This window comes from uncultured Erythrobacter sp. (genome assembly GCF_947492365.1).
Classification (GTDB): Bacteria; Pseudomonadota; Alphaproteobacteria; order Sphingomonadales; family Sphingomonadaceae; genus Erythrobacter.
Map to the genome: position 1 here is coordinate 2,100,136 of NZ_CANLMB010000001.1, position 19,718 is coordinate 2,119,853.

20 protein-coding genes are annotated in these 19,718 nt (G+C 59.9%); 9 read left to right on the top strand and 11 right to left on the bottom strand.

The window, feature by feature from the left end; translation table 11 throughout:
• Window positions 1-103: 103 nt before the first annotated feature.
• Window positions 104-1,600 (top strand): YifB family Mg chelatase-like AAA ATPase, encoded by a 1,497-nt coding sequence (locus Q0887_RS10070; RefSeq protein WP_299195318.1) that lies wholly within the window; start codon window positions 104-106, stop codon window positions 1,598-1,600.
• A 26-nt stretch (window positions 1,601-1,626) separates the two neighbouring features.
• On the opposite strand, the gene recQ is transcribed toward Q0887_RS10070, so the two are convergent.
• Window positions 1,627-3,417 (bottom strand): DNA helicase RecQ, encoded by a 1,791-nt coding sequence (gene recQ, locus Q0887_RS10075; protein WP_299194530.1) that lies wholly within the window; start codon window positions 3,415-3,417, stop codon window positions 1,627-1,629.
• A gap of 48 nt (window positions 3,418-3,465) precedes the next feature.
• Window positions 3,466-4,020, bottom strand: a complete 555-nt coding sequence (locus tag Q0887_RS10080) for a helix-turn-helix domain-containing protein (RefSeq protein ID WP_299194533.1) — start codon at window positions 4,018-4,020, stop codon at window positions 3,466-3,468.
• 228 nt (window positions 4,021-4,248) lie between these two features.
• Here Q0887_RS10080 and Q0887_RS10085 point away from each other — a divergent pair, with 228 nt between their 5' ends.
• Window positions 4,249-4,593, top strand: a complete 345-nt coding sequence (locus tag Q0887_RS10085) for a hypothetical protein (RefSeq protein WP_299194536.1) — start codon at window positions 4,249-4,251, stop codon at window positions 4,591-4,593.
• A gap of 105 nt (window positions 4,594-4,698) precedes the next feature.
• Here Q0887_RS10085 and Q0887_RS10090 read toward each other — a convergent pair whose 3' ends face one another.
• From Q0887_RS10090 to galE, 3 genes are all read right to left on the bottom strand, one after another.
• On the bottom strand, window positions 4,699-5,304 hold the full coding sequence (locus Q0887_RS10090) for an HAD-IA family hydrolase (RefSeq protein ID WP_299194539.1): 606 nt from the start codon (window positions 5,302-5,304) through the stop codon (window positions 4,699-4,701).
• 102 nt (window positions 5,305-5,406) lie between these two features.
• A complete protein-coding gene (ykgO, locus tag Q0887_RS10095; RefSeq protein WP_007165381.1) occupies window positions 5,407-5,532 on the bottom strand; it encodes a type B 50S ribosomal protein L36 in 126 nt (41 codons plus the stop codon).
• Between the two features lie 121 nt (window positions 5,533-5,653).
• Complete coding sequence (gene galE, locus Q0887_RS10100) at window positions 5,654-6,664, bottom strand: UDP-glucose 4-epimerase GalE (protein ID WP_299194543.1); 1,011 nt, start codon at window positions 6,662-6,664, stop codon at window positions 5,654-5,656.
• Window positions 6,665-6,781: 117 nt separating this feature from the next.
• Between galE and Q0887_RS10105 the strand changes: the two genes are divergently transcribed.
• The 3 genes from Q0887_RS10105 (at window position 6,782) to Q0887_RS10115 (ending at window position 9,364) form a co-directional block, all read left to right on the top strand.
• The gene (locus Q0887_RS10105; RefSeq protein ID WP_299194546.1) at window positions 6,782-7,414 is read left to right on the top strand and encodes a hypothetical protein; all 633 of its coding nucleotides are present in this window, start codon (window positions 6,782-6,784) and stop codon (window positions 7,412-7,414) included.
• A gap of 2 nt (window positions 7,415-7,416) precedes the next feature.
• The gene (locus Q0887_RS10110; protein ID WP_299194548.1) at window positions 7,417-8,556 is read left to right on the top strand and encodes a M14-type cytosolic carboxypeptidase; all 1,140 of its coding nucleotides are present in this window, start codon (window positions 7,417-7,419) and stop codon (window positions 8,554-8,556) included.
• An 88-nt stretch (window positions 8,557-8,644) separates the two neighbouring features.
• The gene (locus Q0887_RS10115; protein WP_299194551.1) at window positions 8,645-9,364 is read left to right on the top strand and encodes a DUF4197 domain-containing protein; all 720 of its coding nucleotides are present in this window, start codon (window positions 8,645-8,647) and stop codon (window positions 9,362-9,364) included.
• Here Q0887_RS10115 and Q0887_RS10120 read toward each other — a convergent pair.
• The 3 genes from Q0887_RS10120 to Q0887_RS10130 are packed head-to-tail and all read right to left on the bottom strand — an operon-like array spanning window position 9,361 to window position 10,998.
• Window positions 9,361-9,777, bottom strand: coding sequence for a cytidine deaminase (locus Q0887_RS10120; protein ID WP_299194554.1), 417 nt, complete (start codon window positions 9,775-9,777; stop codon window positions 9,361-9,363). The genes Q0887_RS10115 and Q0887_RS10120 overlap by 4 nt on opposite strands.
• Entirely contained in the window at window positions 9,774-10,454 is a 681-nt protein-coding gene (locus Q0887_RS10125) for a glycoside hydrolase family 25 protein (RefSeq protein WP_299194556.1), read from the bottom strand. Before Q0887_RS10125 ends, Q0887_RS10120 begins: the two co-directional genes overlap by 4 nt.
• 40 nt (window positions 10,455-10,494) lie before the next feature.
• On the bottom strand, window positions 10,495-10,998 hold the full coding sequence (locus Q0887_RS10130; RefSeq protein ID WP_299194557.1) for a UPF0262 family protein: 504 nt from the start codon (window positions 10,996-10,998) through the stop codon (window positions 10,495-10,497).
• A 147-nt stretch (window positions 10,999-11,145) separates the two neighbouring features.
• Between Q0887_RS10130 and Q0887_RS10135 the strand changes: the two genes are divergently transcribed.
• Window positions 11,146-12,654 (top strand): replicative DNA helicase, encoded by a 1,509-nt coding sequence (locus Q0887_RS10135; RefSeq protein ID WP_299194559.1) that lies wholly within the window; start codon window positions 11,146-11,148, stop codon window positions 12,652-12,654.
• Here Q0887_RS10135 and Q0887_RS10140 read toward each other — a convergent pair.
• The gene (locus tag Q0887_RS10140) at window positions 12,651-13,835 is read right to left on the bottom strand and encodes a phosphatidylserine/phosphatidylglycerophosphate/cardiolipin synthase family protein (protein WP_299194562.1); all 1,185 of its coding nucleotides are present in this window, start codon (window positions 13,833-13,835) and stop codon (window positions 12,651-12,653) included. The genes Q0887_RS10135 and Q0887_RS10140 overlap by 4 nt on opposite strands.
• Before the next feature lie 111 nt (window positions 13,836-13,946).
• On the opposite strand from Q0887_RS10140, the gene rpoZ reads away from it, so the two are divergent.
• Both rpoZ and Q0887_RS10150 read left to right on the top strand, forming a co-directional pair.
• Window positions 13,947-14,291, top strand: a complete 345-nt coding sequence (gene rpoZ, locus Q0887_RS10145; protein WP_299194565.1) for a DNA-directed RNA polymerase subunit omega — start codon at window positions 13,947-13,949, stop codon at window positions 14,289-14,291.
• Between the two features lie 169 nt (window positions 14,292-14,460).
• On the top strand, window positions 14,461-15,636 hold the full coding sequence (locus tag Q0887_RS10150; protein WP_299194569.1) for a DUF3667 domain-containing protein: 1,176 nt from the start codon (window positions 14,461-14,463) through the stop codon (window positions 15,634-15,636).
• An 86-nt stretch (window positions 15,637-15,722) separates the two neighbouring features.
• Here Q0887_RS10150 and ftsH read toward each other — a convergent pair whose 3' ends face one another.
• Window positions 15,723-17,687, bottom strand: a complete 1,965-nt coding sequence (ftsH, locus tag Q0887_RS10155; protein ID WP_299194572.1) for an ATP-dependent zinc metalloprotease FtsH — start codon at window positions 17,685-17,687, stop codon at window positions 15,723-15,725.
• Window positions 17,688-17,808: 121 nt separating this feature from the next.
• A complete protein-coding gene (locus Q0887_RS10160; protein WP_299194573.1) occupies window positions 17,809-18,441 on the bottom strand; it encodes a TetR/AcrR family transcriptional regulator in 633 nt (210 codons plus the stop codon).
• A 140-nt stretch (window positions 18,442-18,581) separates the two neighbouring features.
• Here Q0887_RS10160 and Q0887_RS10165 point away from each other — a divergent pair, with 140 nt between their 5' ends.
• Complete coding sequence (locus Q0887_RS10165) at window positions 18,582-19,718, top strand: ABC transporter permease (RefSeq protein ID WP_299194575.1); 1,137 nt, start codon at window positions 18,582-18,584, stop codon at window positions 19,716-19,718.

Here is a 19,718-nt window from a genome sequence, read left to right on the forward strand (position 1 = left end):
CTTCCTTGCGTAGTCGTGCCTAAGTACTCGACAAGGCCCTATTAAGGCTGCACAAATGGAAACCGCAGAAATGCGTCGTTTCTGTAAACAGGGGTATGTCGGCTTGGTCGCGCTTGTACGGACAGTTGCCTATTTGGGCCTTGAGGCACGGCAGGTCGAAGTACAGTGCCAGGTGGCCTCGGGCCTTCCGCGTTTTTCCGTAGTGGGTTTACCGGATAAGGCGGTGAGCGAGAGTCGCGAGCGGGTGCAGGCCGCTTTGTCCGCAATGGGCCTCGCGCTGCCGCCAAAGCGGATCACCATCAACCTCTCGCCTGCGGACCTTCCCAAAGACGGATCGCATTACGATCTGCCGATCGCGCTGGCTTTGCTCGCCGCAATGGGCGTGACCGATGCCGAGCAACTGGGCGACTGGGTCGCGGTGGGTGAGCTTTCGCTCGATGGCCGCGTCGTCGCTTCGCCGGGCGTACTGATCGCGGCGCTTCATGCAAGCGAGGCCGATTGCGGATTGATCTGCCCTGCCGAACAAGGTTCCGAAGCGCGCTGGGCCAGCGGAGTTCCCGTGCTGGCACCGCGCGATCTCGCTTCATTGCTTGGCCATCTCAAAGGTTCACAGGTTCTTGCCGAACCCGAGCGCGGAGACGTCGAAGACGCGCCGCCTGCTTCCGACCTCAAACAGGTAAAGGGTCAGGAAACTGCCAAACGCGCGCTAGAGATTGCGGCAGCTGGCGGGCACAATCTGCTGATGGTCGGCCCGCCGGGTTCGGGCAAGAGCCTGCTGGCCAGCTGCCTTCCCGGTATCCTCCCAGAACTCACTCCCGCCGAAGCGCTGGAAGTGTCGATGGTGCAATCGGTGGCGGGGACATTACAGGCCGGTCGGATCAGCCGAGCGCGCCCTTTCCGCGCACCTCACCATTCGGCAAGTATGGCGGCGCTCACAGGTGGAGGCCTGAAAGTGCGCCCCGGTGAAGTCAGCCTCGCACATCTAGGTGTGCTGTTCCTTGACGAATTGCCCGAGTTTCAGCGGCCCGTGCTCGATTCGCTTCGGCAGCCGCTTGAAACAGGTCAGGTCGATGTCGCGCGCGCCAATGCGCATGTCAGTTTCCCGGCCAGAGTGCAGCTGATTGCGGCGATGAACCCGTGCCGCTGCGGCCATGCGGGTGAGCCGGGGCATGTCTGTGCGCGCGGACCGCGCTGCGCGACCGAATATCAGGCACGGCTTTCCGGCCCGCTGCTCGACCGGATTGATTGCCATGTCCAGGTTGGCGCGGTTTCGGCCATGGACCTCTCGCTGCCTCCGCCCGCCGAAGGTAGTGCCGAAGTCGCCCGCCGGGTCGCTGCGGCAAGAGCGCAAGCAAATGAACGCGGTGTGCGCTCCAACGCAGAGCTGGAAGGCGAGCGGCTGGAAGCCCATGCTTCGCCCGATGATGCCGGGCGCACTCTCTTAATGCAGGCGGCGGAGAAACTGCGCCTGTCTGCGCGCAGCTATACAAGAATGCTAAGGGTCGCGCGCACCATCGCCGATCTTGCAGGCGCTCACCAAGTGGGCCGCGGGCATATCGCAGAGGCGCTCAGTTACCGGCAGATGATCGGCCGGCAATAAGCACACATGCGCGCAAACAGTGCCGACTAGCCTGCCTCAAATTCGCGGATCACTTCGATGAATTCGCCGCCCCATGTGTCGAGCTTTTTCTCGCCGACGCCTTGCAACTCACCCATCATCGCCAGAGTCCCGGGGCGCTCGCTCGCCATCGCGCGCAAAACGCTGTCGTGGAAGATGATGTAAGCGGGGACCGAATGCTCCTTGGCCAATGCTGCACGGCGCGCGCGCAAGGCATCGAAGAGCGGATCGCCGACCGGATTGGGAATTGCACCCGCACTGCCACCACGGCGGCGCGGCTTTTTCTTGGGCGGCTCGGTAATCGCGACCGCCCGGTGGCCCTTTAAGACATCGCGGGCATTGGTCCCGAGCGCGAGGCCGCCATGCTCGGTTGTCGCAAGCATCTCGTAGGCCATGAGGCTTCGCATGACAGGGCGGAGCAGCGGCGCTTCTTCGTCCTTGAGAATGCCAAATACCGTGAGCTTGTCATGCCCGCGCTGGCGCACGCGATCATCATCGCGGCCCAGCAAGACCTTCTCGACATGGCCGATCCCGAAGCTCTGGCCGGTGCGATAGACCGCCGAGAGCAGCTTTTGCGCGATCTCAGTCACGTCGAGGACATTGGGCGGTTCGAGGCAGTTATCGCAATTGCCGCAGTTCTGCTCCGGCTCCTCGCCAAAGTGCCGCAGGAGGATTGCACGGCGGCACCCGGCGCTTTCTACCAAAGCGGCGAGAGAATTGAGCCGCGCACGTTCGGATGCCATTCGCGATTCTTCGACATCGCCCAGCCACTGGCGGGCCTTGGCGAAGTCAGTCGCGCTCCAGAACATTTGCGCTTCAGCGGGGTCGCCATCACGGCCAGCACGGCCCGTTTCTTGATAATAGGCCTCGATTGATTTGGGCAGGCCGGCATGGGCTACGAAACGCACGTCGGGTTTGTCGATCCCCATACCGAAAGCGATCGTGGCGACCATCACCATGTCTTCGGAAGCCACAAACGCCGCTTGCGTCGCGGCGCGCTCTTCGGGTGGAAGGCCCGCATGATAGGCGCCGACTGGGCGGCCCGTTGCCTTAAGCTTTTGCGCTATGTCCTCGGTTGCGCGGCGGCTGGTCGCATAGACAATGCCTGCACCCGGCGTGCGCTGGACGAAATCAGCAAGCTGCTTTGCTGCGTTCTGGCGCGCGCTGATCGTGTAGCGAATGTTGGGGCGGTCGAACCCCGCCTTGATCAAGCCTTCGGGTGAAATGCCCAGCTGCTTGAGTATATCCGCCCGCGTGGTTTCGTCTGCCGTTGCCGTGAGCGCCAGGCGCGGCACATAGGCGAACTGGTCGAGCATCGGGCGCAGGCCGCGATAATCTGGGCGGAAATCGTGGCCCCATTCGGATACGCAATGCGCCTCATCAATAGCAAAGAGCGCGATGTCGGCCTGCTCCAGCAGCGCGCGAAAGCCGGACGTGTTGGCGCGCTCGGGCGCAACATAGAGAAGGTCGAGCTCCCCCGCGCGCATCCTTTCCGCAGTCTCGGCATTGTCCATGTCGGCCGACGTCATCGAGGCTGCATTGATCCCGATCGCTTTAGCCGCCCGAATCTGGTCTTGCATCAAAGCGATCAGCGGCGAAATGACGATGGCGGTGCCGGATAGTGCCAGCGCGGGCAGCTGATAACACAGCGACTTACCCGCGCCGGTGGGCATCAACGCAAGCGTATGCTCACCTGACATGATCCGCGTGATCACTGATTCTTGCGTCCCGCGAAATCCGGTAAAGCCGAAGGTCGAGCGCAGAATGTCCTGCAGGTCAGCGCCTGATGCGAGGCTCATTTTTGAACCGGTTCCTGCAATGCTGACGAAAGGCCAGCGGAATGAGAATTAGCCTGCGGCGACCCGTTTGGCTGTTTCGAGATCGACCACATCGCCCCGCGCGAGCCCATCTGCTGCCTCGGCCATGCTGCCATCGCTGCGTTTGCCGACGTCCGCGCGCGCGATCATATTAAGGTCCATCGGTCCGAGTATCCGCCCGTCATGCGACAGAATCGAGACCAAGCCGATTGGCAAACGGTCGCGTTCGTCGACCAGCACAGGGTCCTCGGTCACAAATTCCGCGCCATATTTCTGGCCCCATTGACGCAGAGCAATCATGGCCGGGAGCAGATCAAGACCCTTATCGGTCAGTCGGTATTCGATCTTTCGGCGATCATCTGCGCAAGGCTCGCGCTTTAGAATGCGGTGTTCGACCAGCTTTGCGAGCCGGTTGGACAGAATATTGCGGGCGATGCCCAGCTCACTGAGAAACTCTTCAAAATGGTGCAGCCCGTTGAAGCTCGCGCGCAGGATCATGAATGACCACCGCTCGCCCATCACTTCAAGCGCCTGAGGCAGACCGCAATCGATCAGCTCGCGCAGAGGTTCTCTCATTTCGCCCATATCAGTCCGTCTCCTGCAACCTATCTAACGCGCCTTGGCCAAATCGCAAAATGCAAACCCGCATATCGAGTGCAAGTCGGTTGAAAACGTGCGGCGGAAATTTATTCCAGTTTCTAGTTGCAACTTAAACTGTAAGCACATAAGTAGTGATTCGCAACTGGTTTCGAATCGAGACTTTGTTGGCTGAACTTGAGACACAAGACCCCCGTCCTTGAAAGGAATGTTGTGATGACCCTCTCCCTAACCCCCACTCGCCGCCTGTCCGTTTTCGTGCTCGCGCTGCTTTATACCAGCCTGAGCTTTGGCGTTGCCACCTCCTCGGCCCCGCTCGCAGCCCAGAATAGCGGCCCCTACTACACAGCGACTTTGGCTCAGCCCGCCGACGACAACCGGGTCGTCGCTCGCGGTGTTGCCTGGGCCTGCGAAGGCACAACCTGCGTCGCCAATCGCGGCAATTCGCGCCCCACGCGCATTTGCCGCGGTCTTGTCCGTGAAATGGGCGAGATAACCGCGTTCAAAGTCGAAGGCGAAGAACTGGCCGAAGACCGCTTGGCGCGTTGCAACGGCAACTAAACCAACGACGCGGCTCTAACCGAATACCCCCGCCCGACTCTCCACACGGGCATCCTGAGCCCCCGGCCGCAGCACGTTCCCCAGACGCTGCCGCCGGGGGTTTTCTTATGCGAGAAAGCCCGCGCCTTTGAGTTGTTCTTCGAGTGCGCCCGCATTGGTGAACAGATGCGCGTCCCAGCCGCGCGCTTTGGCAGCGCCGATATTGGCGGTGTTGTCGTCGGTGAAGAACAATTCCCGCCCTGTCCGTCCGCTGCGCTCCTCGACGATTTCGTAGATGCGCGCTTCGGGTTTGGCCACTTTTTCGGTTCCCGAGACGATCACATCCTCGAACAGGTCAAAGATCGGCTGGGTCGGCCGGAATTGATCCCATAACTCGTGTCCGAAATTGGTCAGGCCGTATATCGGAACACCTTCCTGATGGAGACGCTCGACAATCTCGAGCGAACCCTCAACCGGTCCCGGCACCGTTTCGTTGAAACGAGCGGCGTAGGCGCGGATCAGGCCCGCATGTTCGGGGAATTCGGCGCAGCGCTCTTCGACCATCTCCACCAACGCGCGCCCGCGATCATGTTGGAAATGCCATTCTTCGGTAACAACATTGGCAAGGAACCAAGCGCGCTCGGATGCATCGGCGATCAGCTTGCTGAACAGAAAGCGCAGGTTCCATTGGAACAGCACGCGCCCGACATCGAAGACAACTGCCTTGCTCAAATTGTCGCTCCTCAAAACGGCTGCGGCCCGCTCTCCGGTGTGGAGGCGGGCCGCTAGCGGTTTGCTCGATTGCCCGCGTGGGCAATCAGCCAATCGACGTCCTTAACCCTGACGGGCTTTGAAACGGCGATTGGTCTTGTTGATTACATAGGTGCGGCCACGGCGACGAATCACCCGGCAATCGCGGTGGCGGTTCTTCAGCGACTTGAGGCTATTGCGGATTTTCATCGTTCGGCTCTCTAGAATTCTGCACTTCGGCAATAAAAAGGCGCCAAGCCGAAGCCCGGCGCTCATGAATTTCGAGTGCGGCCCCTAGCGTGAGGCTCTGCGCCGGTCAACCATTTCTGCGCTATTCACCGCGCAGATCGGACAGTTTGCGCTCCCATTGCAGCGCATGGGCGATAATCACGTCGAGATCAGCGTGTTTTGGCTCCCATGGAAGCGTCTTTCGGATGCGCGAAGGATCGGAAATCAGCGAATCCGAATCACCCGCGCGCCGGCCTTCCATCCGCCGCTCGACGGTCAGATTCGTCACGCGGTCCACCGCATCGAGCACTTCGAGTACAGAGAAGCCGCGACCATAGCCGCAATTCATCGTTAGCGAGCGCTTAGGCTGCTCAATCAGCGCCTCCAGCGCGAGCACATGCGCCGCTGCCAGATCACTCACATGGATATAGTCGCGCACCCCTGTGCCATCGGGCGTATCGTAATCGGTGCCAAATACATTGACGTGGGTGCGCTTACCCAGCGCCGCCTCGACCGCGATCTTGATCAGATGCGTCGCTCCTTCGGTGGATTGCCCCGTCCGCGCCTGCGGATCGGCACCAGCGACGTTGAAGTAACGAAGCGCGCAGAAATTCATCGCATGCGCATTGGCTGTGTCGCCGAGCATCTGCTCGGTCATCAGCTTCGACCAGCCATAGGGGTTGATCGGCGCGGGCGGCGTATCCTCAGTCACAGCGGCGACTTCGGGCATGCCATAGATCGCAGCTGTGGAGCTGAAGATGAAGTGCGGAACGCCCGACCCCACCGCCGCCTCGATCAGCGCGCGGCTCTTCACCGTGTTGTTGTTGTAATATTTGAGCGGGTCGGAGACGCTTTCCGGCACAACGATCGAGCCGGCAAAATGCATAACCGCACGCGTATTTTGCTCGGTAAATATCCGCGCGAGTAGCTCTCGATCAGCGATATCGCCTTCGTAAATCGGCACGCCGTCGGGGATCGCAAAGCGGAAACCGGTCGAGAAATTGTCGATCACCGCAACCGGCCAACCGGCATCGCGCAGGGCCAGCACGGCGTGGCTGCCAATATATCCGGCGCCGCCGGTCACCAGAACGGAAGGTTTCGCTGCGTCTGTCATCGAATGCGCGCATATCAGCAATCACCTGCCAAATGGTGAAAAGGCGGCGAGGACACTTCACCTTTTGCACAGCGGCGTTGCGCCCCTATAGTCGCTGCCCAGAGAGGATCCCCCATCATGCAGACCTTCCCCCCGATCACCTGCCTTGCCCTTATGGCCTGTGCCGTAATTAGCCTGTCCGCTTGCGTCAGTTCCTATACCGGCCCGGTCGAAGTCACGCGCTTTGTTGCTGAACAACGCTCTGCTCTCGGACAAGGAACGATCACCCTTTCCTTCCCCGAGGAGATGGAGAACCAAACCGCGCGCAATGCCTTTGCCGCAGCGGTAGCGGATGAGCTGTCCGACCTTGGCTATACCGTCATCCTCGATGGCTCTGCCGAAGCCGAACAGATCGCCACAATCCGCACAAACCGCGATCCAATCGCGACCGCAGAGCGCTCTCGCGGGCCAGTTAGTATAGGAGTTGGCGGTGGAACCGGCGGCTATGGCAGCGGCGTAGGCCTGGGTGTCGGCATCAATCTGGGCGGCGGATCAAAAGGGCCGCGGGTGATGACTGACCTTTCCGTGCGCATCTCGGGAAATGACGGCCAAAGCCTGTGGGAAGGCCGCGCGCAGCAGCCCACATCGATCAATTCCCCCTATTCGGATGTGGAGGCAAGTGCTCGAACGCTTGCTGCCGCCTTGTTCCGCGACTTCCCCGGTGGCAATGGCGATACCATCACCCTCAATGTGGACCAGCTCCAGGATTAAGAATGACCCAGATTGCCATCGATGCCGCCTTCGACAGCGGCAACATAGAAGTGTTGTCGATTGACGGGCGCAGCGCGCGCCTAGCCATCCCCAAAGACCACATGGCCGAGTTTGCGCAGTGGTTTCACTTTCGCGTGACCGGCACGGTGGGCGAAGAGCTCACGCTCAAGATCACAGGCTTGAATAACAGCGCATTTCCCGGCGGCTGGCCTGATTATGATGCCTGCGTCTCCGAAGACCGCGAATATTGGGCGCGCACTGCGAGCTCTTTCGACAAGGATGAAGAGAACGGCACGCTCACGATTAGCTACGTTCCGGCTTCAAATGTCAGTTGGTTCGCCTACTTCGCGCCCTATTCGATGGAGCGGCACCACGACCTCGTTTCCGAGGCAGCGTCTTGCGAGGGCGTGGAACTGATCCGCCTCGCGGAAACGCTTGATGGGCAACCGCTTGATATGCTGGAGATGGGTGAAGGCGAGACGAAGGTCTGGCTCTATGCGCGCCAGCATCCGGGTGAGACCCAAGCCGAATGGTGGATGGAAGGGGCGCTTGAATGCCTGACCGATCCGACCGATCCGGTAGCGCGCGGCTTGCGCCAGCGCTGCCGCCTGCACATCGTGCCCAATTGCAACCCCGACGGATCGCGGCGCGGGCATTTGCGCACCAATGCAGTGGGCACCAACCTCAACCGCGAATGGTCAGAGCCGAGCGCGGACAAATCGCCCGAAGTGCTGGCGATACGCAACAAGATGGACGAAACCGGCGTCGATTATGCAATGGACGTCCACGGCGATGAAGCGATTCCGGCGGTGTTCCTTGCAGGGTTTGAAGGCATTCCCAGCTGGACCGACGCACTGGGTGACGAGTTCTACCGTTACCAACGCATTCTCGACCGCCGCACGCCTGATTTCCAGACCAAGCTCGGCTATCCCAAGGCTCCTGCGGGCAAGGCCAATCTCGGCATTTCAACCAATCTGGTCGCTGAACGCTATGGTGCCTGCGCGATGACGCTTGAAATGCCTTACAAAGATTTGGCCGACTTCCCCGAGCCCGAACAAGGTTGGTCGCCCGAGCGTTGCAAATTGCTAGCGCGCGAGTGCCTCGCGGCTCTGCTTGAGTGGCTGGAGACGAAAGAAAGCTAAGCGCAAAGCCACGCGTGTTCGATACAGGAATTTACCCGCCATATTTCGCGTTTCGTGCTATGCATGAGCGCGAAAAGGGAGACGGGAAATGAGCACCAGCAACACCATCATCGCGCGGCGCAGTTTTATCGCCGGACTTGGGGTGGCAGGCGCTGCGGCCCTGTTGCCAGCCGGTGCGCAAGCGCAAAGCATCTTTGGACGGCGCTCGGGCGGCGGAGGTCTTGGCCTTGGCTCGATCCTTGGCAATGCGACCGACAAAGCTCTCGATAAGCTCGCGCAGCCGGGCGCCTTTTACGACGATGAAAGCGTGCGGATCGGCCTGCCGATTGTTGGTAATCTTGGCGGACGCAGTGGCGGATTGCTTGGGTCGCTGATGAGCGCTGGCAACCGGCTGGGAGTGCTGGGCGGGATAACCCGTGAGATTAACGACGCAGCTGGCGTCGCGGCTGGTGAGGCCAAGCCGATCTTCCGTGAGGCTATCGACGACCTGTCCTTCGACGACGCTCCCGGCATCGTCCGCGAAGAGGATGGGGGCACGCAATATCTGCGGCAATCGTCGAATGACCGGCTGCACTCACGCCTCCAACCTCTGGTGGACGGCGCGCTTGAACGCGCAGGCGTCTACCGCACATTTGAAGGGCTGGCGAATGAGCACAGCTTCATCCGCGAAGCCGGTTTGAGCCGCGAAAGCATCAACCGTTCGGTCACAGACCAAGGGCTCGACGGCATCTTTTCGTATATCGGTGCAGAAGAGCGGCAATTCCGCGACAACCCGCTCGGCGGGCTTGGAAACCTGCTCGGCAACTAGTCGAGATGCGCTGGGCCGAATGCGTGGGGCAGCAGCGCTGATAGCGCCACCTCGCGGACCTGCGTCTTGCCAACGCACAGCACCAGCGGATCGGTGCCGCCCAATTGCGCCAGCTCATTGAGCACCTGGCGGCATCGCCCGCACGGAGTGATCGGCGCGCCATCGCCCTTGTCCTCCGGGCCGACTACAGCGATCGTCGTCAAACCGCCGCGGCGCCCTTCACCAAAGGCCCGCGACACAGCGACCGTTTCAGCGCACAGAGCAAGCCCATAACTCGCATTCTCGACGTTTGAACCGGTGATGATCGACCCGTCTTCAAACAGTAGAGCCGCGCCTACCTGATAGTCCGAATAGGGAGCATAGGCATGTTCGGCTGCTTCGCGGGCAGCTGCGATCAGATCTGCATTGCTCATCGTTGCACCACCACCCATTCGATCGGCTCCTCTGACGCCTCGCTCACAAGCTGGCTGTTTGCGCTCCATAGCAGCCATGGCCGCCCCGCATAGTCAGGTCGCGCTCGGTCGCGCACCAGCCACAGATCGCGGCCTATGCTCCGTGCAGTGCTATGACGTTCTTCGAACTCGCTTGCGACCTTCAGGATCACCGGAGCGCCGGAATGCATCTCGATCTGGTTGATGAGCGTCAGCAGCTCGCTTTCGACAGCGGCATCGCTAACCGACGGCTCGCATCCGGTCGCGGTGCGGCTGAGCGCAATCGCCGGCGGCAGCAGATCGCCGTCACGCGGAACCATCCTGGTGAAGCGCGCAGACTGTTCATCGGCGCGCAGGCAGGGATCGAAGGGCTGGATGATCCCAACCTTGAGGCCCGAGGCGAGCGCAGCTTGCAGCCGCGCGGCAAAACCCGGGTCGGGCGCGCCATTGGTCGCAGCCAGATCGAGATAGACGAAGCCCGCGCCAATCGCGCGCAAAGTCTCGAACCGCGTGCCCGATGCACCGCTCGCGATCACCGCGCCCTGTTCGGGATAAAGCGCCGCATCGGGCCGCCAGCTGCGCATGTCCCACCAAAGCCACGCCGCAAAACCAAGCGCGACCAGGGCCGCGAGCGCGACCAGCCGGAACAGCCAGCGCATCGCCCCGCCACTCTTTTTCCTGCTGCGAGCCATGGCGCCCCTAACCCTTGATATGGAGCACGCAGATCAGCGTGAAGAGCCGCCGTGCGGTAGCGAAGTCCGTCTCGACTTTGCCTTCCAGCCGCTCGACCAGCAGCTCCGCAGCGCTATTGTGAATGCCGCGCCGCGCCATGTCGATTGTCTCGATCTCGCCCGGTGTTGCCTTGCGGATCGCCTGATAATAGCTGTCGCAGATCGCGAAATATTCGCGGATCGGACGGCGAAATCGTGCCAGACCGATCAGCAGCGATTCAAGCGGTGCCTCGTCTATATCGGCAATATCCATCGCCAGCCGCCCGTCGCGCACGGCGAGCTTCAAGCGGTATGGCCCCTTCGCGCCGCGTTCGGCCGCGCGAACGGGCTTGAACGTGTTCTCCTCGATCAGATCGTAGATCGCGACGCGGCGTTCCTGCTCGACATCAGCATTGCGCCACAGGATCGTCTCTTCATCGAGATCGATATGCGCAATACGCTGTGTCCGGGCGGATTCGGGAAGAGGCGGCATAATGAGCCTGCCTTCGCAGATTGCAGGGGCACTCTTCAAGCGTAAGCTTCACCAATCCCCGCTATTCACAGGCACAAGAGCCTCACGTGAAAAATTTCGCGCGCCATAGGCCTTGCGCCTGGCACCAACTTGGGAGCATTTGGCGCCATGGCTGAACCAACCCCGCTCTCACTCGTCGATTCTGATTCCGGCACCGGCCGCAAGCTTCCTTCGAACCTCGAAGCCGAAGCAGCGTTTCTGGGCGCGGTTCTGATCGACAACCGTGTGCTGGAGGAATTGCAGACCCCGATTCGGCCCGATCATTTCTTCGAACCGCTGCATGAGCGGATCTACGAGCGCATTCTGGCCATGATCGAGCGCAATGCGACCGCTTCGCCGGTAACATTGCGCCCACATTTCGAAGCGGACGAAGCGCTGAAGGATCTTGGCGGCCCGCGCTATCTCGCACAGCTCACCGCCAATGGTGCAGGACTGCTTGCTCCGCGCGAGTTGGCACAGCAGATCTACGATCTTGCGCTTCTGCGTGAATTGGTGAGCGTCGGGCGCGGCCTCGTTGAAGGTGCGCTCGACACTTCGGAAGAAACCGATCCGATGGACCGGATCAGCCAGGCCGAGGCCGACCTGTTCCGCGTGGCTGAAGGGGCTGCGACCGGCAATGAAGCCTCGTCTTTCCGCGAAGCCTCGCTGACCGCGATCAAGATGGTCGAAGCGGCAATGAATTCAGGTGGCGGCCTGTCGGGCAAAACCACTGGCCTTGAATCCATCGACCAGAAAACCGCCGGTCTGCACGACAGCGACCTCATCATTCTGGCCGGGCGTCCCGGCATGGGCAAGACCTCGCTCGCGACCAACATCGCCTTCAATTGCGCCGAAGAATATCTCAACTGGCAGCGCGACGGAGGGGAGCACGTTTACGGCGCTCCGACCGCCTTTTTCAGTCTGGAAATGAGCGCCGACCAGCTCGCCACGCGTATTCTGGCCGAGCAATCCGAAGTGTCATCCGAGGCATTGCGTTCGGGCTCGCTCACGCGGGACGATTTCCAGAAACTGTCCTTTGCCAGCCAGCGTTTGGCTGAACTACCGCTCTATATCGACGACACCCCTGCGCTTACCATTGGCGGTTTGCGCACCCGCGCCCGGCGCTTGAAACGGCGGCACGATATTGGGCTGATCGTGGTCGACTATCTTCAACTGCTTCAAGGCTCGGGCCGCGCCAATGACAACCGTGTGAACGAAATTTCCGAAATCAGCCGCGGCTTGAAGACGCTCGCAAAGGAACTGAGCGTGCCGGTTATCGCGCTGTCGCAGCTCAGCCGTGCGGTCGAGCAGCGCGACGACAAGAAGCCGATGCTCTCAGACCTTCGCGAATCCGGCTCGATCGAGCAGGACGCGGACATGGTCTGGTTCATTTTCCGTGCCGACTATTACAAAGAAGCCGTTCGCCCCGATTTCCCGACTCCCGAATCCTCAGCAGAGGTGCAGGAGAAATACGCGCAGTGGGAGGCGGAGTATCTAGAGGTGAAGAACAAGGCGACCTTGATCGTGGCCAAACAGCGCCACGGTTCGACCGGCAACGTCCCGCTCCACTTCCAGAGCGAGATCACCAAGTTCACCTCACCCAACATGCGCGATTATTCGAGCTGGGGTGAAGGTTAGCGGGTCAGCTTGCGGGTCAGCCAGTAGTCGGCGATCGCGAGCGCATAGGCACCGCGCCAGCGCAGCCGTGCGGGCAAGGTTGCCTGCTTCGCATACCATTCTGGCGTGACCGGCCTGCTCGCAGCCTCGAGGTGGTCGAGAAATTCGCGCAGCCGCTTTGCAAGCGCCGCGTCCTCGACCCGGATCATCAGCTCCACATTGATGCGGATTGAGCGCTTGTCCATATTCGCGCTGCCGAAATAGCTCGTATCGTCAACGACCAGCAGCTTCATATGCAGCTTGCACGGCAGGAACTCGGCGATCTTGGCCCCCGCCTTCAGCAATGGACGGTAAAGCAATCGCGCCGCTGCTATCGTCGCGTCGATGTCGGACTTGCCTGCGGTGATAAGGCGCACTTCGCCGCGCTGTGCCACATTCCTGACCAAGCGCTGGATGCTTCTGGGCGGAGTGAAATAGGCGCTGATCTGGTCAAATCGCGACGCATGGACGAGGTCTTTCTTCAGCTCCAGCGCCCAGTGCCGGGTTCGGATCGATGGGCCGCCCAGAAGGAGCTGGACCGGCCCGTCACCCGGGTCCCAATCGCGGATCATCCGCCGGAGTTTGCGAAACTGCGAGCCATCGCTCTCGATCCACTCCGTGATTATGCCGAACCATTCGGAGAAGCGGGAGACAACCGGTCCTTCGATCGCGAGGCCCAGGTCACACCAGCCATTGTCCTCCGGGCCGTTGAAATACTGGTCCGACACATTGGCCCCGCCTGTCATCACGCGTGCATCGTCCACGATTACGAACTTCTGATGGTTGCGCACGAGATAGCGCACATTCCATTTCGGCGAGAAGAGAGCAAACTTTCCGCCAGCTTCTAAAATCGGGTTGAAAAATGAGAGCGGAGTGTCGCTGCCGAAATGATCAATGATGAGAGATACTTCAGCCCCGCGATCCGCCGCCTCGACCAAGGCATCGCGCACTTTGGTTCCCGCTACATCGTCCTGAAACCGGTAATAGAAAGTGTGAACCGAGCTCTCGGCCTTGCGAATATGGTCGAGCAAAGCTTCCAACCGGTCCGAGCCGGATGGATAGAAGGTGAAAGCGTGACCCTGCGCCTCAATCTGGAAGCTGTCAGCATCGCGATAGTCGCTGGTGGGCGTCGCGGACGGATTAGGGGCATTATTATCGGTCACAAACCCACCAATGTGCGAGAGGCGACAAAGTTGCAATTTCTTGACTCTGCGCCGCTTGAGGCTTAGCTGCGCAGCTCTTCCAGAAACACCTAATTCCAAGAGGCCTCCCAGATGGCACGCGTTACCGTTGAAGATTGCGTCGACAAGATCCCCAATCGCTTTGACCTTGTCTTGCTTGCCGCACAGCGCGCACGCGAAATTTCTGGCGGTGCAGAGCTGACTATCGACCGCGACCGTGACAAGAATCCGGTTGTCGCATTGCGCGAGATTGCCGAGCAAACAATCAAGCCAAAGGAACTGAGCGAATCGCTCGTGACCGGCCTGCAGAAAATCCTGCCCGACGACGAAGACGATGCCGATGAAATCGGTTCGCTCAGCCAGTCGGCCGAAGCCCTGCGCATCACGGCGAGCGCACCGACCCGTTCGACTTCGATCGGGGCCGATTACGAGGGCTGATACGCCCGACGTAATTCTTGGCATTTGACCGCCGAATTTGAAAAGGCCGCCAGTTTGGCGGCCTTTTTCGTTGATGCGGCACCGACGCAACTGATTGGGCCAATCAGCATCTGCTCTAGCCACAATCGTTTCGCACCGCCTATAATGCGCCGCAATCTGAGGGGGATTGATGAGCGATATTGTCGAAGGAATTGGCGGTGCGATTGAAGGCGCATTGGCGGGACGTGCGGTTGAGCCGGCGCGCGGCGAAGCCGGTGACGGCGATCAAGAAACTGCAAACTGCCCCAATTGCGGCGCAACCGGCAATTCGGCCTATTGCTCCGAATGCGGGCAAAAACGGCAGGTTCACCGCACTTTGTCGGCGATCTTCCACGATCTGATCCACGGTGTGCTCCACCTCGACGGGAAATTCTGGAAGACGCTGCCGCTTCTCACATTCCGTCCGGGCCAACTTACAAGGCGGTATATCGAAGGGGAACGCGCCAAGTTCGTCAGCCCGATGGCGATGTTCCTGTTCACAGTCTTTGCAATGTTCGCCATATTCCAGATGGCAGGATTGTCAGTGTCCAATCTCGGCCTCGATGATCCAAGACGCGTATGGGATGTCGATGCAGCACGCGGCGATCTGTCCGAAAATCTGGACGAAGCGCGCAAGGAGAGCGCCGAGCTCGAAGCACGAATTGCCGAGGCCGAAGGTTCAGGCGTAGGTGCCACCGAGCTTTCTGCAATGCAGGTCGAGATGAGCGAATTGGATCGCCGCATCGAAAATTACGAGGAGGGTCTGGAAGCGCTCAACCAAATACCGCTGGGCAGCAGCACTTCAGCCGAGGAGGGCGTCGGTGAGGTTGCTGCTGGGGCCGGTCAGCAAGAAAGCACTGATGAAAGTTCTGACTTCACATTCAGCGGCACAGGGATCGAGTCTATCGATGGCGGATTGATAAAGAAGTGGCAGGAAAACCCGAGCCTGATGCTCTATAAATTGCAGGCCAATGCCTACAAGTTCAGTTGGTTGCTGATACCGCTTTCAATCCCATTTGTCTGGCTGCTTTTTGCATGGCGACGCGAATTCAGGGCCTATGACCATGCGGTATTCATCACCTACTCGCTCGCCTTCATGTCCCTGCTTTTTATCACTTTGTCCCTTTTGACAATCGCTGGAATTGGCGGCGGATGGCTGTTTCTGACACTGTTAGTGGTCCCGCCGATTCACCTCTATAAACAGCTTCGCGGGACCTATCGCCTGGGCCGCTTTTCGGCAATTTGGCGACTGTTATTGCTGAGCCAATTCATCTGGATCGTGATCGCGCTTTTCTTGCAGGCCTTGCTGTTCCTTGGAGCATTCTGAAGCGGCCCGCGGACTAGCCAAATAGGAGCGGGCGCCCCGGCACATTTGCCAGAGCGCCCCGCGACTATTGTTATGGTATATAAGCCTCAGGCGCCTTGCGGAGCCTCGTCCCCTTTACCGCCAAAGCGTTTGCCGGCTTTGGGAATCGCCGAGCCATGGGTCGGCGCAATCGGTAAGGGACCGCTCGGGGAATCGGGACGGTCAATCTTTCCGTCTTTCATCAGCTGGTCGATCTCGTCGCCAGAAAGCGTCTCATATTCGAGCATGGCTTGCGCGAGAAGGTGGAGCTTATCCTCCTGAGCGGTGAGGATCTCCGTGGCTCGCTTAAGACCCTCTTCGACCAACCGCTTGATCTCTGCGTCGATCAGCTTGTTGGTTTCCTCGCCCGACATTGTGCGCGCGGTCTGGCCCATGCCGAGATAACCTTCCTGGCTGGCCTCGTATTGAAGCGGACCCAGCTTGTCGCTCATGCCCCACTTGGTGACCATGTTGCGCGCAAGGTCGGTCGCATATTGGATGTCGCCAGACGCGCCGGACGAAACTTTGTCGTGTCCGAAGATGATATCTTCAGCCACGCGCCCGCCCATCGCGACCGCGAGGTTCGCATGCATCTTGTCGCGGTGATAGGAATAGGAATCGCGCTCCGGCAGACGCATCACCATGCCCAGCGCGCGGCCGCGCGGAATGATAGTAGCCTTATGGATCGGATCGGATGCCGGTTCGTTGACGCTGACCAGCGCATGGCCAGCTTCGTGATAGGCGGTCATCTTCTTCTCGTCCTCGGTCATGACCATGGAGCGGCGTTCCGCGCCCATCATGACCTTGTCCTTGGCATCCTCGAATTCCTGCATCGCGACGAGTCGCTTGTTACGGCGCGCGGCCAGCAAGGCTGCCTCGTTCACGAGGTTAGCAAGGTCCGCGCCTGAAAATCCGGGTGTGCCGCGCGCGATCGTGCGCGGGTTTACATCGGGAGCCAGCGGAACCTTCTTCATGTGGACGCCGAGGATTTTCTCGCGGCCCTCAATATCGGGGATCGGCACCACAACCTGACGATCAAAACGGCCCGGACGCAGCAGAGCAGGGTCAAGCACGTCGGGGCGGTTGGTCGCAGCGATAATGATGATGCCTTCATTGGCTTCAAAACCGTCCATCTCGACCAGCAACTGGTTGAGCGTCTGTTCGCGCTCATCGTTCGAGTTGCCGAGCCCGTGACCACGCGAGCGGCCCACGGCGTCAATTTCGTCGATGAAGACGATGCACGGCGCGTTCTTCTTGGCCTGCTCGAACATGTCGCGCACGCGGCTAGCGCCGACGCCGACGAACATTTCGACAAAGTCTGAGCCTGATATCGTGAAGAAGGGCACACCCGCTTCACCCGCAATAGCGCGGGCAAGCAGCGTCTTACCTGTACCCGGCGAGCCAACCAGCAGCGCGCCCTTGGGAATCTGGCCGCCAAGCTTGGAGAAACGTTGCGGATCTTTGAGGAATTCTACGATCTCCTCCAATTCCTCGCGCGCTTCGTCGATGCCAGCGACGTCTTCAAAGGTCACGCGGCCCTGGCGTTCAGTCAGCATCTTGGCCTTGGACTTGCCAAAACCCATCGCGCCGCCGCCGCCGCCTTTTTGCACCTGCCGCAGCGCGTAGAAGGCGATGCCCAGGATCAGGATAAAGGGCAGCGAATTGAGCAAGACGATCAGCCAGAGGCTCTGCGTTTCACGCGGCTGTCCGGTAAACTCGACCTCGTTCTCGGCTAGCAGGCTGGTGATCTGCAGATCAGAAGATACGGGCACTGTCGAAAACGGCTTGTCGCCATCGGTCAGCGTGCCGGTTATCAACTCGTCGCCGATTAGGACTGTCTTGACCTCACCAGCTTCGACGCGGTCGCGGAATTCGGAATAGTTGATCCGCTCACCCTGCGGCTGCGCGTTGCCGTTGAACATCGACACCACCAGTAGCAGGGCGAGAAAAATCCCGCCCCAAATCATCAATTGCTTGACCCAGGGGTTTTGCACCTCGGGAGGCTGTTCGTTCGGGTCGTTAGACTCGCTCATACGTCGAAATCCTTTCGTCGCCGGATTATGTAGGTACGCAAGGGTGAATGGCAAGCTAATGCTTGGCTGCGCAGTGCAAGTTTTGCGGGCGGGCTTGGGAGCGCTTTTCGCTCCTTGAGCGCTAAGGCGAGTATGCGCTTAGAAACACATCAACTGCGCCTGCAATTCGCCGCTGTTGATCTTGTGCATTGGGAAGTTCGCCAAATCGATGCTCGAGATCGCCCATACCCTTGCACATCGAAACGAATTGTTCGGCCGCCAGGTCCGGGTCAGGAATCGACAATTCGCCGGTCGCGTCGGCATGGGCAAGAAAGGCGCTGAAGGCCGCCTTCATCCGCCACGGACCCGCTTCGAGAAAGTCGCGCCCGATTGCAGGCTCGCGTTCGGTTTCAGCCGCGATGCGGCGTTCGAACTGGATCATTTCAGGGCGCGACAGGAACGCATACATTGCTTCACCGATCGCCGTCAGCCGCTCCCGGATAGAACCCGACGGCATCTCCTTTAGGCTGAAATAGCCGCGCATCTTTTCGCATTCGCGCGCCACCGAGGCGGCGAACAAGGCGCGCTTGTCGCCGAAATGGTTGTAGATCGTCACCTTGGATACGCCAGCATCCGCGGCAACCTGTTCGATCGAGGTTGCGGCGAATCCGGCATCAAAGAACCGCGCAGATGCCGCCTCTACAATGGCTTCGCGCTTGGCAATGTCGGAAGGCCGGCCAGGTTTGCGTTTTTCGAGGAATTCCTGATTTTTCAAACGGCTGGGCTCTCTCGGGAATTCTCTATTGACAAAATGAACGCTGCCGTTCAGTTAACACTCAAATATACGGCACCGTTCATTATTGTCGCATAACGACTCTTACGCAACCCCCTCGAACCCGCAAAGGTTCTCGCCCTATGCTTTGGATCGCAATCCGGATGCTGACCGGAGACAGCCAGAAATTCTATGGACTGTTGTTCGGCATCGCGTTCTCGACGCTGCTTATCACGCAGCAGCTGACAATCTTCGTCAATCTGATCGAGCGCGGAGCAAGCGGCGTCTTCAATGCACCCGAGGCGCAGGTCTGGGTGATGGATCCGGTCAGCCGTACAACCGATGTCAGTTATGCCATGCCATCAACCGCACTCGACGAGGTTAGATCGGTCCCCGGGGTCGAATGGGCGGTGCCGCAATTGCGCTCTGCCGCGTCGGTGCGGACCAAAGATGGCGATCTGGAGCAGGTGGCGATCATCGGCGTCGATGATGCGACACTGATCGGCTTGCCTGCCAACCTCCTCGAAGGGTCGAAGCAGGTGCTGCAGCAGCCCGACACGGTGATCATCGACGATGGCGGGCTGATCAATATGTTCGGCGCAGACGCCGACGTGATCGGCGAGAGGCTCGAACTCAACGATCAACGCGCAGTCATCCGCGGCGTGGCGGATTCGATACCCGCCTTCACCAGCACGGCGACCCTCTACACAAAGTACTCTCAGGCGCTGAATTACGTGCCCGGCACCCGTAACCGGCTGAGCTTTGTGCTGGTCGGGGTAAGCGACGGTCTGACGGCAGCGGAAGTCGCTGACCGGATCGAGGCGCAAACCGGCCTTAAAGCCGAAACGCGCGAAGAATTTGCCGAGGCCGGGGTCAATTTTATTATCGAAAACACCGGAATTCCGACCAATTTCGGGATCACAGTGGTGCTAGGCTTTGTGGTGGGCGTCGCGATTGTTGGCCTCACATTCAGCCTCTTCATCCGCGACAATATCCGGCAGTTTGGCGCCCTCAAGGCCATCGGTGTGACCAACTCGAAAATCGTCGGGATGGTCACCGCTCAGGCGGGTATGGTCGGCGCAATCGGCTATGCACTCGGCATAGTCGGTACGGCGGTTTTTCTCTGGAGCTTTAGCGGCAATCCATTCTTCAAGGGCTTTTACATCCCCTGGCAAATCCCGCTCATCAGCCTCATCGCAGTGATCGTCATCCTTGCCATCACCGGCTGGCTGGCACTGCGCAGCGTGCTTTCCACCGAACCCGCATCTGTGTTCCGGTGA

Excerpts from the sequence above, each read along its gene's own strand:
- recQ (WP_299194530.1), bottom strand. The coding sequence starts at position 3,417 with ATGAGCCTCGCATCAGGCGCTGACCTGCAGGACATTCTGCGCTCGACC.
- Q0887_RS10080 (WP_299194533.1), bottom strand. The coding sequence starts at position 4,020 with ATGGGCGAAATGAGAGAACCTCTGCGCGAGCTGATCGATTGCGGTCTG.
- Q0887_RS10085 (WP_299194536.1), top strand. The coding sequence starts at position 4,249 with ATGACCCTCTCCCTAACCCCCACTCGCCGCCTGTCCGTTTTCGTGCTC.
- ykgO (WP_007165381.1), bottom strand. The coding sequence starts at position 5,532 with ATGAAAATCCGCAATAGCCTCAAGTCGCTGAAGAACCGCCACCGCGAT.
- galE (WP_299194543.1), bottom strand. The coding sequence starts at position 6,664 with ATGACAGACGCAGCGAAACCTTCCGTTCTGGTGACCGGCGGCGCCGGA.
- Q0887_RS10105 (WP_299194546.1), top strand. The coding sequence starts at position 6,782 with ATGCAGACCTTCCCCCCGATCACCTGCCTTGCCCTTATGGCCTGTGCC.
- Q0887_RS10110 (WP_299194548.1), top strand. The coding sequence starts at position 7,417 with ATGACCCAGATTGCCATCGATGCCGCCTTCGACAGCGGCAACATAGAA.
- Q0887_RS10115 (WP_299194551.1), top strand. The coding sequence starts at position 8,645 with ATGAGCACCAGCAACACCATCATCGCGCGGCGCAGTTTTATCGCCGGA.
- Q0887_RS10120 (WP_299194554.1), bottom strand. The coding sequence starts at position 9,777 with ATGAGCAATGCAGATCTGATCGCAGCTGCCCGCGAAGCAGCCGAACAT.
- Q0887_RS10125 (WP_299194556.1), bottom strand. The coding sequence starts at position 10,454 with ATGCGCTGGCTGTTCCGGCTGGTCGCGCTCGCGGCCCTGGTCGCGCTT.
- Q0887_RS10130 (WP_299194557.1), bottom strand. The coding sequence starts at position 10,998 with ATGCCGCCTCTTCCCGAATCCGCCCGGACACAGCGTATTGCGCATATC.
- Q0887_RS10135 (WP_299194559.1), top strand. The coding sequence starts at position 11,146 with ATGGCTGAACCAACCCCGCTCTCACTCGTCGATTCTGATTCCGGCACC.
- rpoZ (WP_299194565.1), top strand. The coding sequence starts at position 13,947 with ATGGCACGCGTTACCGTTGAAGATTGCGTCGACAAGATCCCCAATCGC.
- Q0887_RS10150 (WP_299194569.1), top strand. The coding sequence starts at position 14,461 with ATGAGCGATATTGTCGAAGGAATTGGCGGTGCGATTGAAGGCGCATTG.
- ftsH (WP_299194572.1), bottom strand. The coding sequence starts at position 17,687 with ATGAGCGAGTCTAACGACCCGAACGAACAGCCTCCCGAGGTGCAAAAC.
- Q0887_RS10165 (WP_299194575.1), top strand. The coding sequence starts at position 18,582 with ATGCTTTGGATCGCAATCCGGATGCTGACCGGAGACAGCCAGAAATTC.